Here is a 14893-nt window from a genome sequence, read left to right as displayed (position 1 = left end):
GCGAATTGATATTGTTTAACAAGACTCATAATTACGAATTATTCAACATCCTTAATTCGTGTTTTCCGTTCCAAAATCTCCTTCAGTACCAAAGTCACAACTGCCAGTAGTGCCAAAATTACAGCCGCAGAAAAGGCAGATTCAGTTTCATACTGTTTATAAGCGTCTTCAACAAACAACGGTAAACTCTGAGTTGTATTCCCAATATTGCCAGAAACAACAGAAACTGCACCAAATTCACCCATTGCTCTGGCATTAGTTAAAATTAAGCCGTAGAGTAAACCCCAACGGATGCTAGGCAGTGTCACACGCCAAAAAGTCTGCCAATCGTTTGCACCCAAGGTTTTAGCAGCTTCTTCTTGGTCTTTACCAAATTCTTCTAAAACCGGAATTACTTCTCTAGCGACAAAAGGCATACTGACAAATGCAGTAGCTAAGACCATGCCGGGAAAGGCAAAGATAATTTGGATATCATGAGACTCCAGCCAAGGGCCAAACCACCCCTGTCGTCCGTAAAGTAGGACTAGCATCAAACCAGCAACTACTGGGGAGATAGAAAAAGGTAGGTCAATAATACTGAGAACTATAGCTCGTCCTGGGAATTTATGACGAGAAATAGCCCAAGCTGCACATAGACCAAATACAGTATTGATCGGTACGGCAATTAAGGCCAGCAAAAGAGTTAGCCAAGCTGCATGGAGAAATTCAGGTCGGGTGAGATTAGAGACAAAAGGGCCAACTCCCTTTTTAAAAGCTTGGTAAAAAACATTGAGTGTGGGGATATATTGAACTAAAGATAAATAAGCGATCGCAATTCCAATCAAAACCCCTGGAACCCAACTCTGCTTTTTAGGACCATTTCTCTTATCTATTGTCATATCTTCTCGACCAAGCTTGTAAGAAATTAATTGCTAGTAACAGCACCAAAGAAATTAACAGTAAAACCACACCAATCACTGTTGCACCAGAATAGTCATACTGTTCCAATCGCTGAAAAATCAACACAGGTGCAATCAAATCTTTAAACGGTGTATTAGAAGCAATAATCACCGTTGAACCATACTCTCCCACCGCACGGGAGAAACCCAAGGCCACACCAGTCAAAATGGTTGGAAATAAAGGTGGTATAATCACCTTCCAAAAAGTCTGCCATTGAGAAGCACCCAGACTCCAAGCAGCCTCTTCAATTTCCTGTTCCATTTCCTGAAGCACTGGTTGCACAGTCCGCACCACAAATGGTAGAGAGATAAATATCATTGCTACTCCCACCCCCAAACGGGTAAAAGATACCTTAATTCCTAAAGGTGCAAGTAAAGAACCAATCCAACCATTATCACTATAAACTGTTGCTAAAGTTAAACCTGCTACCGATGTTGGTAAGGCAAAAGGTAAATCTACGGTCGCGTCAATGATGCGTTTGAAAGGAAAATCGTAACGTACCAACACCCAAGCAATCAGAGTTCCAAACACGCCATTGAGCAAAGCAGCAAAAATTGATGTTAAAAAAGTAACGTTGTATGTTGCTAAGGCTAACTCACTGGTAGCAATTTCCCAAAACCTAGCCGGAGATTCAGTACTTGCTTTGAGAAACATTGCTGCCATAGGCAAAAACAACATTACAGTTAAGTATGCTATGGTAATTCGCCAAGTCCAAGGAAGTCGAATTACATTATCTAGAAACACCTTCCAGACAGGAAGTTTATGATCAACTTTCACCGAAGAAGATACGGTCATAATTCAAAATTTAAATTTAGCTTTTTGTCTGATTAGAGTCAGGAGTTCGGAGTCAGGAGTCAGGAGTCAGGAGTCAGAAGGAAGAAGGAAAAAGGAAGAAGGAGGAAGGAGGAAGGAGGAAGGAGGAAGGAATTAATCACCAATTACCAATCACCAATTACCAATCACCAATTACCAATCACCAATTAACGTTGAATTTTGGCTTGAATTTGGTCAAAAATTGCCCCATCAGCAAAAAATTTCTGCTGAACTGTATTCCAACCACCCAAGTCCTGGACTGTACTCAACATTTTCACTGTAGGGTACTGGTTAGCCAACTCTTTAGTTTGAGCTAATGTCTCATCCACAGGTCTAAAACCCACTTTGGCAAACTCTTGTTGTGCTTCAGCGGTAAACAGGTATTTGACAAAAGCTTCTGCTACTTCCCGATTACCGTGTTTATCAACATTTTTATCTACTACAGCAATGGGATTATCAATGGAAATATTGACATCAGGAATAATATAATTTACCTTTAGTCCTTTTTGTTGTGCCAAGATAATTTCATTTTCATAGTTAACTAAAGCATCACCCTGACCTTGTTTGAAAAAGGCATCGGTGGCTTCACGAGCATCTTTAGTTAAGATAGGCACGTTTTTGTAAACTTGGCTGACAAACTCAACAGCTTTAGCTTCATCCGCATCGGTTTTAATTGCTGAATTCCACAATGCTAGAAAATTCCAACGGGCTACACCTGATGTTTTTGGGTCGGCAGTAATTAATTTTACTCCTTCTTTGCTCAAATCTGACCAGGTTTTAATATTTTTGGGGTTGCCTTCTCGTGTCACTAATACTGCTACTGATTTAGAAACAATACCATTGTTGGCAACTTCTTTTTCCCAGCCCGGTTGAATTAGTCCGGCTTTTTCAATCTTTTGGGTATCTAAAGCTAGTGCTAAGTGGACAATATCTGCGGATAAACCATCAATTACAGCACGAGTTTGGGAACCAGAACCACCATAGCTTTGCCGAAAGGTAATAGTTTGGTTATGTTCTTGTTTCCACTTCTCACTAAATTTAGGGATGATAGCTTTGTAAGCGTCTCTTGTGACTGCAAAGGAAACTAAGGTTAGTTCTACGTTTTGGGGTTTGGCTGTAGCAGAAGTTGAGCTAGAGGAGTTACTCTGATTTACACCAGAGCAAGCGGTAACTGATACACTCAAGCATATTCCTGCTAAAAAGAGTGATACAAAGCTTTTGAGTGAATTTAGCTTGTACCTAAATTGTAATTGTTTGAGCGATCGCAAATTCATTTTCTGTCCTCCTGTGAATCCACAGTTAATTGATGGGGATAAAGTAGTTGCTGTTCATGGTAATAGATAATTGCAGATATTTGGTTATAAATGCAAGAAAAAACAACACTTCTTCGATAGAGAATATGGGGATTGTATCAGTTTCATGGTCAATTACAACCCCCATGTCCAGTAAATTTTCTTGGCGAGGCTCTCATCTGGCACGACTTTAGAGACTTCCAACTAAAAAAATATCCCGTCGTTGTGACAGCAGGGGAGGGGGCAGGGAGCAGAAAAGTCGCTTTGATTTGGTGAAATTGGATAGCGTACCCTACGGGATCTTGCTACGCGGAGCGTCCCGGAGGGAACTAGCGCTGCTGCAAGCAGTACATCTTTTTTGTGGAGTTCTCTAACTCCAATTACGCAATCAAATTATTACAGTAACTCTTCAGGGATGTGATGCTTGCGGTGTTCTCTTTAGCATCGCTTTCTTGAGGAGCTACTTTTATTTTTACGACAAAATTTCTGATAGCAAATATTCAGTATTTATACCATTGTTAACTTTATTTACAAAAGTTTACTATATATAAACTGACTAAAAGTGTTGTTATATTTTATTGCATCAGGGTGACAGGAAACTACTATCTATGCTAGATTTAAATGCTAAATTTTTCGTCATTTGAATCAGTAAAGCAAGCTATCCTAAGCACTAAAAAATTTTAATGAGGAATTTATGACTCAGCCGCAACTTATACAATTTGATAGGATAATAAATATATTCCAAAAATGTACTCAACTGCAATTTAGTGGTCAAGTCAATATTAAGGATACAAAAAAAAATAATTGGACTTTTTATTATCAGTTAGGAAAATTAGTATGGGCAACAGAAGGCGCTCATACTTACCGTCGTTTGCGTAGAAATATCGCCGAAGAAAGTCATCATATTGATATTAATAGTATCAATTTTTCTAGTATTGATATATCAGTTGATTATTGGGATTTTTTGATTATAGAGAATTTGTATAAAACTCAAAAAATCACCGATGAACAAATTACGAATGTAATAAAAAAAACGATATTTGAAGTTACCTGTGACTTGGCTCAAAAAACTAACTCATCTTCTTTCTTTTGTGAACAAAGTCAAGATATAAAGTTAGAATCTCCAGTAATTGCTACATCTGGAAATAAGATATTTACAGAAATTAAAACTTTCTGGAATGGTTGGTCAGAATCAGGTTTGGAGGATTTTCATCCTAATTTATCGCCAATATTACGCAATCCAGACTTACTACGCAGGCAAGTTAGTCCAATTGTGTATACTAATTTTGAACGGTTAATTAACGGACAATATACATTATGGGATTTAGCTGCAAAAATGAAGCAGAGTGTGGTGTCTGTCGCTCGCTCTTTGCTTCCTTTTATTCATAAAGGAATCACAGAATTAATAGAAATAGGTGACTTACCTTTAGCAGTTGCTCAGGTAAATCATCAATCTAATCATTCACGAGTAATTAGTAAAAATGCTCCGCTCATAGCTTGTGTGGATGATAGTCCTCAAGTTTGTAAAATATTAGAGAGGATTATTACTGCTAATGGGATGAGATTTATAGCTATTCAAGATCCTGTCAAAGCCTTACCGATACTAATTGAAAATAAACCGGATTTGATCTTTTTGGATTTGATTATGCCTGTGATCAACGGTTATGAACTTTGCAGTCAATTAAGAAGTACTTCTTTATTTGCTAAGACACCAGTGGTGGTATTAACCGGTAGTGATGGTGTTTTTGATAGAGTACGTTCTAAGGTATTTGGGGCAACGGAATTTATCACCAAGCCAATTGATAGTGATAAAGTAATTGGGATGGTGAAAAAGCATTTACTAACTGAACCAAAAGTTGGCAAGCCATATCATTTGGCATTTTCTTATTAAGATATTGTGCGGCATAAATTACTCAATGTTAAGGGGTAAACCATCCTGAAAGACTAGTATTTTTCCTGGTTGGATTTGTGTCCAAATTTCGTTATCTGTGAGGGGAATAGTGACAATGACAGCAACGCGATCGCTTGGGGTAGTCAATTCGCTAAAATCTACAGTCATCTCTTCATCAATTAAATGCGCGGCTGCAAAGGGTGCTTGACGGATAATGTACCAGAGTTTAGTAGAGCAATGGGTAAAGAAATGCTCTCCATCAGAGAGTAAATAGTTAAAAATGCCGATCGCGTTTAATTCTGCTGTAATTTTGCTCAATACAGGATAAAGTAGCTTGAGCGGGGGTTTACCTTTAGGGAAACTTGCTTGCAAAGTGTTGAGAATTAAGCAAAATGCTTGTTCGCTATCTGTGTTACCAACAGGTTGAAAAATGCCATTATTTTGAGGATGAAAGTCTGGTAAATTGCCATTATGGGCAAATACCCAATATCTACCCCAAAGTTCCCGGCAGAAAGGATGACAGTTTTCAATGGCTATTTCACCTTGGGTAGCTTTGCGAATATGGGCGATGACGTGGGTAGAGTGGATAGGATAGCGACGGACTAACTCTGCTAATGGGGAAGCTATGGAGGGTTTAGCATCTAAAAAAATCCGACATCCTTTACCTTCAGAAAAACTAATACCCCAACCATCGCTATGATCATCGGTTTTTCCTCCCCTAGCAGAAAATCCTTCAAAGGAGAAGCAAATATCTGTTGGTACATTGCAGTTCATTCCTAGCAGTTGACACATTAGTGTTAAAGCGCTGAATTTTCTATAGATGTTTGTGGATAAAGATACTCCAGAATAGCTGATCTATGTTGATGCGAACGCTGCAATTTGAAAATTAAACTTTTTTAGCTAATTTTAATGAGTTTATCAGGTGTTTCTCAGAGCGATAGCTGATGATGATTAAATTCTCATCTGGGTTTGCTTGGCTGAGGAAAGTAAAATGGTAAATAATAGATATATGGACAAACGCCGTTTTTTACAGATTAGTGCCGTATTATTTGGCACAGCATTTTTTTCACGTTATATCAATTGGGGTTCAGAAACTATGGCAGCTTCTAATACTGAGTTTGCAGTGACAAAAACAGAACAAGAGTGGAAAAGCATTTTAACAGCGGAACAGTATCAGGTGTTGCGAAAACATGGCACAGAACGCCCTCATACCAGCCCTTTAGACAAGAATTATGAGCCTGGTACTTATGTCTGTGCTGGGTGTGGACAGGCTTTGTTTACCTCAGACAGCAAATTTGATAGCCGTACTGGTTGGCCGAGCTTTTTTAAACCGATTGAGGGTGCGATCGCTACTACTACAGATCGGTCTTTGTTCATGACCAGAACTGAAGTGCATTGTAGCAATTGCGGTGGACATTTAGGCCATGTTTTTAATGATGGACCCAAACCTACTGGCTTGCGTTACTGCATGAATGGCGTGTCATTGCAGTTTACACCGGCTTAGTCAAAAGAGCGATCGTCAAGCACTGCTGTTTTCAGCAGTTCGCTTTTTTGGCTTAACCTACTGCATAATCTGTAAATTTTCGCATAAAAGGGGAATGAAACCCGATGACAATATCCTCTTTAGGAACACCAAGTTGAACTAATTCTTCAGCAATATCAATTTCTGTTCCATTCCATTGAATCCAGATTTTTTCGTTTTTGATGTCGAGGTGCATAGAACAGCCATACACTCGACATTTATTTTCCCAGCCAATATGGACAATCTGATAATGATCCCGTTGTGTATCGAAGATTGTCTCTACTTCAATTTCTCCATAAGCAGGTTTATAGCTGGCATATTTCGTCAATATTTGCTGAATATATTGGCGATAATCTTCTAACTTTGCCATTTCACAATCTCCTCTATTTCAACATTGTAAACAATTAGCTTTAGTTGATATTCCTGAATTATGAATTGTGTAAATTTAGTTGTAAAAAAATCAGTATAAGCTTCTAAAGGAACTGCTAGATACAAAATACGTTCAGGTTCTTTTATTTTTAGCGTAGCGCGATAGTTAAGGAATTGTCCAAGAGCAGTATGAAATTCAGATATTGCTGAAGTGTTTAAAAAACTTTTGATTTCAACCGCTATTTTTTCTCCATTTTTTTCAGCTGCAATCAGTTTTTCTGCTCCTAAATCAATATACAGATCAACTCCACCAAAACTAATAGATAAAGGATCGTGGGTAATTCTCCACCCGTCTTTTTGAAGTGCAATTTTTACAGAATTATGAAAAGCATCTCTAGCAGACATAAGTTATTTTTAAAAATGTTAACTATTGTGTATATAAAGACATAAGATTCTTGTAGGAGGTAATAATCTAGACAATTGCAATGCAATTCTGTCTGAAATTTCTCAGACTGTATTTGCCACCGTACCAACCAAAGGCTATTTGTTTGCTTTTACTCATAGTATTTTTTCATCCCAAAGTCGCTACCAATTCCTGCAACCTTTCCCTACCATCTCGAAAAACAGACCAACCATCACCCACTAGCACCGCTTCCACCTTCTCTAATGCTGCCAAACGGCGCACAGAAGCCACAGCTTGATCTCGATTCATCAGCTTTTCATCTGGTAAAATAGTTAAAGTACCGGCTTTGTGCGATCGCACTAAATCCCCAGTAATCAACGTCGTTTCCTCCAACAACAAGGCCAACTCACCGGGAGTCTTTGAACCTTGGATTTCAATCACCTTCAATCCTGGAACTAACTCTTCACCATCAGTCAACCAGCGATAGCTTCGCTCGCCGCAGGCATCGCACAAAATCGAAAAATCTTCTTTCTCCGCCTTTGGTGCAGCAATTTTAGCATAGGTTTGATTAGCAATTTCCTTAGCTGACCGCAGATGATCAGAATTCGTCAGCACAATCCAAGCCACACCACCGAGAGATTCCAGATGATTCCAATCATGGTTTGATAAAGCCACAGGATCAATCAAAATATTGCCTTCTGGACGTATCCAAGCGAACCCATTGAAATCAATATTTCTTGCGGGGTTAAAACAAGACCAGCTATATAAATCAGGACGGTGCAAAGATTTCATGATAATTCTAGTTCAGAACTTTCAATAGTTTGTATTAATAAACCAGCATTAATAATGTATCATTCATGTTCCCCAGACAGCGAAAAAACTACTGTTTTCCTTGTCACCATTGTTAGAGATTGAGGATAATCTGGATATATCGTTAATGTTTTCATTAATCCAAATCAAAACATACGCAAACATTAGAAAATCAGGAGTATTTTTTCTGATGATGATGTCTGAAACCATTACCACCGAAATGTAAGCCTGCATTAATACTTATATGGAATACCACAAGAAATACTTAGAAACCATGACCTACTGTATCAGTAAAGGTAGGAAGTACATGGATATGATGGGTATAATACGCGACTACTCAAAATGTGCATGATGTGCATGAACATGATGATGGGTGGTTCCGAGTTTATGGGACGTAATTTTATGCTTTATGCGGAAATGTGCGATGCCTGCGGCAAGCGAAGCTATCGCCATGCCGCACCTTATAATAGATATGCTGAAACTTGCAGATCAATGCAAATAATGTCAGCTTAACTAATTAGTAATTACTAAATTTATCTAGTTCTCATACTCTGTATGGGAATGAATTCTAGAAGGCTCTGCCTTGAGCTAAGGCTGCGCTATCGGTAACACTTCTGTTAAATTAGAGGCAGAGCCTCTTTGATGGCATTCCCAGCCGGAGACTGGGAACGAGATAAAGAGATAACTAAATTAAAGAATATTCAGCACCTTTCTGAGTAGTGCTTGGTCTTCTAACTTAGGTTTAAGACGACCATTTTCAACATCACGAATCCAGCTTTGGCTTTTACCTGTAAGCCTTGCTAATTCCCTTTGGGAGATATTAATATTTTTGCGTGCTTGCAAAACTTGTTCACCTAATAAATCATCAGTGCTTTTAAGAGTTTTTTTACTCCTAACAGTACGGCGCTTTTTTTTCTCCGCATCTGAACTTAGCTGTTCCCATTCTGGGGGAAGTTCAAAAGATAGAATTCGCGCATTCATTAACAAATTCCACTTACCACGAGGTCCACTATCTGTTAGTCGATTATCACCACCACCATCATTAATCCAAAATTCCAAAGCCTCATCTGGATCTTCAGGAATATCGACTAATTTCGCCCACAATGGTTGAATTTCTGGCGGATAGGTAATAGGGTCAAATAGTGGTTTGACTCCGTAATGATTGAGAACTTCCAAATCATTTTCAAAAGTTCGTAACAAACGCTTACGTTCATCTCTCAATCTTGAAGCTAGGTTAATTTTTTCCTCACCATAAGCAACTCGCATTAAAGTAGGAACAGTGATGCGTTGTTCTCTACCCATTTTGGTTTTAAATAATAACCATAACATAAGTCTAATAGCACCTTCATGTTGCTGCCAAAGACTCATAACTGTAGTTAACAGCGTTTTAGGAAGACTACCATACTGATAGAATCCACTGCGCTCTTTACTAGCTTGTCTATTCAAGAAGTGTTGTGACCAAGTGCCTGTTTTAACCTTAAATGTCAGTCCAATCAAATATTTACACCCCAGATCATCTTCTTGAAAATGGTGATGGATATCTGTTAAATGCCATAAGTGACTTTGTGTAACAGAAAATCCGGGAACTCTACCCCGTTGCGGCCAGTCTATGGTAACAATGAGAGAACAAGCTTGTTGAACGATGTTTTTGATTAAAGAAAGCTTGGCAGTTTTGTTGAGGTCTTTGCGTTTCTCTAACCCCAAATATTTTTCAATTTGGCGTTCATCAATGGCGAATTCTTGTTCCCAAGGTTTATCTAAGGCTGTAGCATGGGCAGCGAAAATTAAATGAATACAAGCTGCTCGAATATCGAGGCTTTCAATTATGTGTAAATCTTTAGCTAGGTTACTAATTTGAAATGGGTCTTGAATATGAAAAGAAATTGCACCCCGACCTTGATTAACTTGTCGGCTATAATGTAAATTATCTTCTGCATCTGTTTCCCAATTTAATGATTTGCGTTGTGCTAGTAAATTGCAAGCTTCCCAAATAACTATTGCTGAAGCAAATGGATGATTCTTGCCATTAGAAAATAAATCAGGACTGGTAGGTTCTCGCGGTTCAATTTTGCATCTTCCTTTTTTCGCTTGTGCAGGTATGGGAGCATTTGTTGGACAAGCAATGACACATTGTGGTTCTGGATAATAACCCTCGCAATTATTACAAAGACAAGGATCAATCCAATATTCATCATCTTCTATTTTGATTGCACCCGTAGGACATTGGGGACGGCATTTGTCACATCCAACGCAATTTTTGTTAGGAATTGTATAAGGCATCAGGCTTCTTCCTACTCTAATTGCTGAGATGTTTGGCTCAAGTCTCCCCGTGATGTCTCTTTTTGATTCATAACTTGCTACCAAAGTATCTCCATGACAAGAAATGTTTTTCTCGCCTCACTTTTCAGTTATCAGTTAACAGGATTTATATTGTGCTTTACCCCTACTAATAGATTTAGCTGAATGAAAAATCACAGCATATCCTTAATAACTGTTCACCGTTGACTATTTACTGATTAAAGACATTGAAACGAGAGCTTCATTGCTTCTTCATTAACTATACATTTCATAAAGATTTCGCTAAGTTTGTTCAGAATGAGCTTAGGAAGATTTCTTAATCTTTGCCTTTATATTTGACCATAAAACCTTACCTAAAGTGTTTTTGGGTAACATCTAAGTAATACTAAATTGTTTAAATGATTGTTAATTTGAATTTATTTATTGCTATGAAAGTTACAGTTTTTTTAGAAGTTAAATTTTGTGCATAATTTAAGTTAAGGTAAAATATAACTTTTTTGATGATTTAATTTGTATGGTTTTTCACATAAAAGGTAATTCAGGTTTATTTAGTATCCACTAATACTGTTAAATTGCATTTTTTATCCATCAGGTAAATATTATATTTGCAAAAGAATATCAATATAACTTTTATCATTTACCTGCACTATATTTTGGCAATAACCAGTCTAATTTATTATTTGCCTTGGCGACTGGAAGTCGCGGCTACAGAGACAAAACCCATCTTCATGGGTTTCAAATTCCTAATTTTCCGTTATGTTTATGTAGTAGCATTCGCCCTTGATGTGGTGAAGCCATATTATAATCACTAGAAACTTTTCAAACATTAAAGGATGTTTGTTATTAATAATAACTATCATTTAATATGATTAATGATCTAAACTCAATTGCTATTATTTAGCAAGTCAGCAAAATTTGATAAAAAAGTTAATTTTTATTCGTAAAAATAAAAATTATTAGGCTAGGATTAAGATTAAATCACTAACTAATTTGTAAGCAAAATTGCTGAGGAAAAAATCATGGCGACATTAACAGGAGTGACTTTTGGCGGTAAGACTTGGACACCTAAATTTGCTCAAGAAATTGACAAAGATAAATGTATTGGTTGTGGCAGATGTATTAAAGTATGTGGCCACAATGTTTTAGGTTTGAAAGCATTGAACGAAGAAGGCGAATTTGTGGAAGACGAAGATGATGAAGAAATTGAACGGAAAATAATGGCAGTTACTTCTCCAGAAAACTGTATTGGTTGTGAAGCTTGTTCTCGGATTTGTCCCAAAAATTGTTATTCTCACACTACAGCAGACAACTAATATCTTTGGGAATTCCTCACAATAATGCTTTGCTCCAAAAAGCACTATTTAACTGCGTAAATCTGCTAAATTATGTAATTATATAGGAATATCTTATTTTTTTTTAAACTAAATAAAAAGTTCATCATCAACAAAAATATAAATCGTAAATTGTTATAAATGAGCAGAATTAAAATCCTGAGGTTCCGGTTTTTATAAAAAAATTAAATCTGAATATACTAAAAGCATTTTTTTTAATCTTGAGGAAAAGATATGAAAAAATCTGGAAGTTTCTGCGATTTAGTATTAAGTGTAAGCTAGAACGTTAGTAAGTGAAAATCAAAAACACTGCCCCAAATCCGAGAACAGTGAACAGATTGATAACTGGATAAGTACGGACGAATTGTAATTTGCTCCTACAAATGATAATTGATAACTGATAGAGTGCAGGTAGTATGCAAAAAGTTCCTGTGTCGTTATGGACGCTATTAGCTGGGATGATAATTTCCCCTATTAGCATTTGGATTGGTCAAAATCATCATCTACTACCGGTACAAGCATCGCAACAAGCACCTTTGGTAGACGGATTTTTCAATATCATGTTTACCATTGCTGTTGCTTTATTTTTAGTAGTAGAAGGAACGATTCTAATTTTCTTGTTTATGTATCGTCGCCGTCCAGGAGACAATGGTGATGGTACACCTGTAGAAGGTAACTTAGCCTTAGAAATTTTTTGGACAGCAGTTCCCACAGTAATTGTGATTGTTTTGGGTATCTACAGTGTAGATATTTATAACAAAATGGGAGGCTTAGAACCAGGAAGTCATCCTCATGGACAGATGGCTATGGCTGCTACCATGAATGATGGTTCTGAATCTGTAACTCCTGGAATTGGGATTGGTGGAAGTCCCCAAACTCAAGGTAAACCAGCAGATTTGGTTGTTGATGTGAAAGGGATTCAGTTTGCTTGGTTATTTAACTATCCCGAAACTGGTATTGCTGCTGGTGAGTTACACGTTCCTGTTGGTGCTGATGTGCAGTTGAATCTATCAGCAGATGATGTAATTCATTCGTTCTGGGTTCCGCAATTTCGACTCAAACAAGATGCACTTCCTGGTATTGCTACTGAATTGCGTTTTGTGGCTACCAAACCAGGTACATATCCGATAGTTTGTGCGGAATTATGTGGTGGTTATCACGGTGCTATGCGATCGCAAGTTGTTGTCCATACCCAAGAAGATTTTGATAGCTGGTTAACAGAAAACCAGATTGCTCAAAACCAGGGACAATCTCAAGTTGTGGCTGTAAATCCAGCTAATTTATCTACACCTGAATTTCTCGCCCCTTATACCGATGATATCGGAGTGAGTGCAGAAACACTTGCTCAAATTGCAAAATAGCAGCGTTCAGTTGACCACTGAACAAATTCCCAAAATAGCTTATGACACAGTTAGAAGTTTCACCAAATACGCCACACACCTCACACCCTACAGCCTGGAAATGGCGAGATTATTTCACTTTTAATATTGATCACAAAGTGATTGGGATTCAATATTTAGTGACATCGTTTGCATTTTATCTGATCGGTGGGTTGATGGCGATCGCACTCCGCACCGAATTAGCCACCCCAGAATCCGACTTTATCAACCCGAATCTTTACAACGCCTTCATGACCAACCACGGGACAATCATGATCTTCCTGTGGATTGTCCCCAGTGCAATTGGGGGATTTGGTAACTATCTAGTCCCCTTAATGGTGGGTGCTAGAGACATGGCGTTTCCTAAATTAAATGCGATCGCATTTTGGTTAAACCCACCCGCAGGATTATTACTGTTACTCAGTTTCATTTTTGGTGGTTCCCAATCAGGTTGGACAGCTTACCCACCATTAAGCTTAGTTACCGCACCTATCGCCCAAACAATGTGGATTTTGGCGATTGTCTTAGTGGGAACTTCCTCAATTTTGGGTTCACTCAACTTCGTGATCACCATCTTGTTAATGAAAGTCCCCAGCATGAAATGGGATCAAGTTCCCCTATTTTGCTGGGCAATTTTAGCAACTTCCATCCTCGCACTTGTCTCTACACCAGTATTAGCCGCAGGTTTAATCCTGTTATTGTTTGATATCAACTTTGGTACTTCCTTCTTCAAACCAGATGCAGGTGGTAACGTCGTTATTTATCAGCATTTGTTCTGGTTTTATTCCCACCCGGCGGTTTATTTAATGATTCTGCCGATTTTTGGGATTATGTCCGAAGTAATTCCTACCCATGCACGGAAACCAATATTTGGCTATAAAGCGATCGCATTTTCCACAGTTGCTATTTGCGTCGTCGGTTTATTCGTCTGGGTACACCATATGTTCACCAGTGGCACACCTGGATGGATGCGGATGTTCTTCACCATATCCACCCTTATAGTTGCAGTTCCCACAGGTGTGAAAATCTTCGGATGGGTTGCAACCCTTTGGGGAGGCAAGATTCGCTTCACCAGCGCCATGCTATTTGCGATCGGCTTACTTTCCATGTTCGTCATGGGTGGATTAAGCGGCGTAACAATGGGAACAGCCCCCTTTGATGTTCACGTCCACGACACCTATTATGTCGTCGCACATTTCCACTACGTTCTCTTCGGTGGTTCCGTCTTTGGTATTTACGCAGGTATATATCACTGGTTCCCCAAAATGACCGGCAGAATGATGAATGAAACCTGGGGAAGAGTTCACTTTGTCCTCACTTTCATCGGTACTAACTTGACATTCCTACCCATGCACAAACTGGGTTTACAAGGAATGCCCCGCCGAGTTGCCATGTATGACCCCCAATTTGTCAGCTTAAACCAGCTTTGCACCATTGGCGCATTCATTTTGGCTATTTCCGTCATTCCCTTCGCTTACAACGCCATTCACAGTTGGACAAAAGGAGAACTCGCAGGTGATAATCCCTGGGAAAGTTTGACTTTAGAATGGACAACCAGTTCTCCACCAATTATCGAAAATTGGGAAGTTTTACCTGTTGTTACTCATGGTCCCTATGACTATGGTCATATTCATGATGAATCATCATCGGTGACAGAAGCTGTTAGTTAAAACACAGAAATTGTAGGTTGGGTTAAGCGACAGCGCAACCCAACAAATCACCCAAAATATTGGGTTTAATTTCGTCTTCAAATGTTGGGTTTCCTTCCGTCAAACGCCATTCACCTCAAGCCGGGGAACCCGTCCACAGTGATGGCTCCCCAACCTACACTTATTACTAGGAAAAT

13 protein-coding genes and 1 pseudogene are annotated in these 14893 nt (G+C 38.5%); 6 read left to right on the top strand and 8 right to left on the bottom strand.

Annotated features, from left to right (window positions below; all coding sequences use genetic code 11):
- Positions 1 to 38 precede the first annotated feature (38 nt).
- The 3 genes from cysW to VB713_RS06155 all read right to left on the bottom strand — a co-directional run bounded on the left by cysW (position 39) and on the right by VB713_RS06155 (position 3026).
- The gene (gene cysW, locus VB713_RS06165; RefSeq protein ID WP_323310697.1) at positions 39 to 878 is read right to left on the bottom strand and encodes a sulfate ABC transporter permease subunit CysW; all 840 of its coding nucleotides are present in this window, start codon (positions 876 to 878) and stop codon (positions 39 to 41) included.
- Complete coding sequence (cysT, locus tag VB713_RS06160) at positions 865 to 1734, bottom strand: sulfate ABC transporter permease subunit CysT (RefSeq protein ID WP_323310696.1); 870 nt, start codon at positions 1732 to 1734, stop codon at positions 865 to 867. The genes cysW and cysT overlap by 14 nt, the downstream gene beginning before the upstream one ends.
- 185 nt (positions 1735 to 1919) lie before the next feature.
- Positions 1920 to 3026, bottom strand: a complete 1107-nt coding sequence (locus VB713_RS06155) for a sulfate ABC transporter substrate-binding protein (protein ID WP_323310695.1) — start codon at positions 3024 to 3026, stop codon at positions 1920 to 1922.
- A gap of 712 nt (positions 3027 to 3738) precedes the next feature.
- On the opposite strand from VB713_RS06155, the gene VB713_RS06150 reads away from it, so the two are divergent.
- Positions 3739 to 4935: a response regulator gene (locus VB713_RS06150; protein ID WP_323310694.1), complete on the top strand. Its 1197-nt coding sequence runs from the start codon at positions 3739 to 3741 to the stop codon at positions 4933 to 4935.
- Positions 4936 to 4953: 18 nt separating this feature from the next.
- Here VB713_RS06150 and VB713_RS06145 read toward each other — a convergent pair whose 3' ends face one another.
- Positions 4954 to 5727 (bottom strand): class II glutamine amidotransferase, encoded by a 774-nt coding sequence (locus tag VB713_RS06145; protein WP_323310693.1) that lies wholly within the window; start codon positions 5725 to 5727, stop codon positions 4954 to 4956.
- A gap of 217 nt (positions 5728 to 5944) precedes the next feature.
- Here VB713_RS06145 and msrB point away from each other — a divergent pair, with 217 nt between their 5' ends.
- The gene (gene msrB / locus VB713_RS06140; protein ID WP_323310727.1) at positions 5945 to 6439 is read left to right on the top strand and encodes a peptide-methionine (R)-S-oxide reductase MsrB; all 495 of its coding nucleotides are present in this window, start codon (positions 5945 to 5947) and stop codon (positions 6437 to 6439) included.
- Positions 6440 to 6491: 52 nt separating this feature from the next.
- On the opposite strand, the gene VB713_RS06135 is transcribed toward msrB, so the two are convergent.
- From VB713_RS06135 to VB713_RS06125, 3 genes are all read right to left on the bottom strand, one after another.
- Positions 6492 to 6827, bottom strand: coding sequence for a XisI protein (locus VB713_RS06135; protein WP_323310692.1), 336 nt, complete (start codon positions 6825 to 6827; stop codon positions 6492 to 6494).
- Positions 6815 to 7231, bottom strand: coding sequence for a XisH family protein (locus tag VB713_RS06130; protein ID WP_323310691.1), 417 nt, complete (start codon positions 7229 to 7231; stop codon positions 6815 to 6817). The genes VB713_RS06135 and VB713_RS06130 overlap by 13 nt, the downstream gene beginning before the upstream one ends.
- A gap of 166 nt (positions 7232 to 7397) precedes the next feature.
- Positions 7398 to 8021 (bottom strand): MBL fold metallo-hydrolase, encoded by a 624-nt coding sequence (locus VB713_RS06125; protein ID WP_323310690.1) that lies wholly within the window; start codon positions 8019 to 8021, stop codon positions 7398 to 7400.
- A 262-nt stretch (positions 8022 to 8283) separates the two neighbouring features.
- Here VB713_RS06125 and VB713_RS06120 point away from each other — a divergent pair.
- A pseudogene (locus VB713_RS06120) lies at positions 8284 to 8552 on the top strand (four-helix bundle copper-binding protein).
- Positions 8553 to 8729: 177 nt separating this feature from the next.
- Here VB713_RS06120 and VB713_RS06115 read toward each other — a convergent pair.
- Complete coding sequence (locus VB713_RS06115) at positions 8730 to 10319, bottom strand: helix-turn-helix domain-containing protein (protein ID WP_323310689.1); 1590 nt, start codon at positions 10317 to 10319, stop codon at positions 8730 to 8732.
- A 1037-nt stretch (positions 10320 to 11356) separates the two neighbouring features.
- On the opposite strand from VB713_RS06115, the gene fdxB reads away from it, so the two are divergent.
- From fdxB to ctaD, 3 genes are all read left to right on the top strand, one after another.
- Positions 11357 to 11650, top strand: coding sequence for a ferredoxin III, nif-specific (gene fdxB / locus VB713_RS06110; RefSeq protein WP_323310688.1), 294 nt, complete (start codon positions 11357 to 11359; stop codon positions 11648 to 11650).
- A 434-nt stretch (positions 11651 to 12084) separates the two neighbouring features.
- The gene (locus VB713_RS06105) at positions 12085 to 13029 is read left to right on the top strand and encodes a cytochrome c oxidase subunit II (protein ID WP_323310687.1); all 945 of its coding nucleotides are present in this window, start codon (positions 12085 to 12087) and stop codon (positions 13027 to 13029) included.
- Between the two features lie 41 nt (positions 13030 to 13070).
- Positions 13071 to 14717, top strand: coding sequence for a cytochrome c oxidase subunit I (ctaD, locus tag VB713_RS06100; RefSeq protein WP_323310686.1), 1647 nt, complete (start codon positions 13071 to 13073; stop codon positions 14715 to 14717).
- Positions 14718 to 14893 lie beyond the last annotated feature (176 nt).

The organism is Anabaena cylindrica UHCC 0172 (genome assembly GCF_034931625.1).
Taxonomy (GTDB): Bacteria; Cyanobacteriota; Cyanobacteriia; order Cyanobacteriales; family Nostocaceae; genus Anabaena; species Anabaena cylindrica_A.
Note: the sequence above shows the minus strand (reverse complement) of the source record. Positions and strands in the feature narration are given on the sequence as shown.

Coding starts and splice junctions, on each gene's coding strand:
- VB713_RS06135 (WP_323310692.1), bottom strand. CDS start 6,827: ATGGCAAAGTTAGAAGATTATCGCCAATATATTCAGCAAATATTGACG.
- VB713_RS06125 (WP_323310690.1), bottom strand. CDS start 8,021: ATGAAATCTTTGCACCGTCCTGATTTATATAGCTGGTCTTGTTTTAAC.
- VB713_RS06155 (WP_323310695.1), bottom strand. CDS start 3,026: ATGAATTTGCGATCGCTCAAACAATTACAATTTAGGTACAAGCTAAAT.
- VB713_RS06130 (WP_323310691.1), bottom strand. CDS start 7,231: ATGTCTGCTAGAGATGCTTTTCATAATTCTGTAAAAATTGCACTTCAA.
- msrB (WP_323310727.1), top strand. CDS start 5,945: ATGGACAAACGCCGTTTTTTACAGATTAGTGCCGTATTATTTGGCACA.
- cysW (WP_323310697.1), bottom strand. CDS start 878: ATGACAATAGATAAGAGAAATGGTCCTAAAAAGCAGAGTTGGGTTCCA.
- VB713_RS06150 (WP_323310694.1), top strand. CDS start 3,739: ATGACTCAGCCGCAACTTATACAATTTGATAGGATAATAAATATATTC.
- fdxB (WP_323310688.1), top strand. CDS start 11,357: ATGGCGACATTAACAGGAGTGACTTTTGGCGGTAAGACTTGGACACCT.
- VB713_RS06145 (WP_323310693.1), bottom strand. CDS start 5,727: ATGTGTCAACTGCTAGGAATGAACTGCAATGTACCAACAGATATTTGC.
- ctaD (WP_323310686.1), top strand. CDS start 13,071: ATGACACAGTTAGAAGTTTCACCAAATACGCCACACACCTCACACCCT.
- VB713_RS06105 (WP_323310687.1), top strand. CDS start 12,085: ATGCAAAAAGTTCCTGTGTCGTTATGGACGCTATTAGCTGGGATGATA.
- cysT (WP_323310696.1), bottom strand. CDS start 1,734: ATGACCGTATCTTCTTCGGTGAAAGTTGATCATAAACTTCCTGTCTGG.
- VB713_RS06115 (WP_323310689.1), bottom strand. CDS start 10,319: ATGCCTTATACAATTCCTAACAAAAATTGCGTTGGATGTGACAAATGC.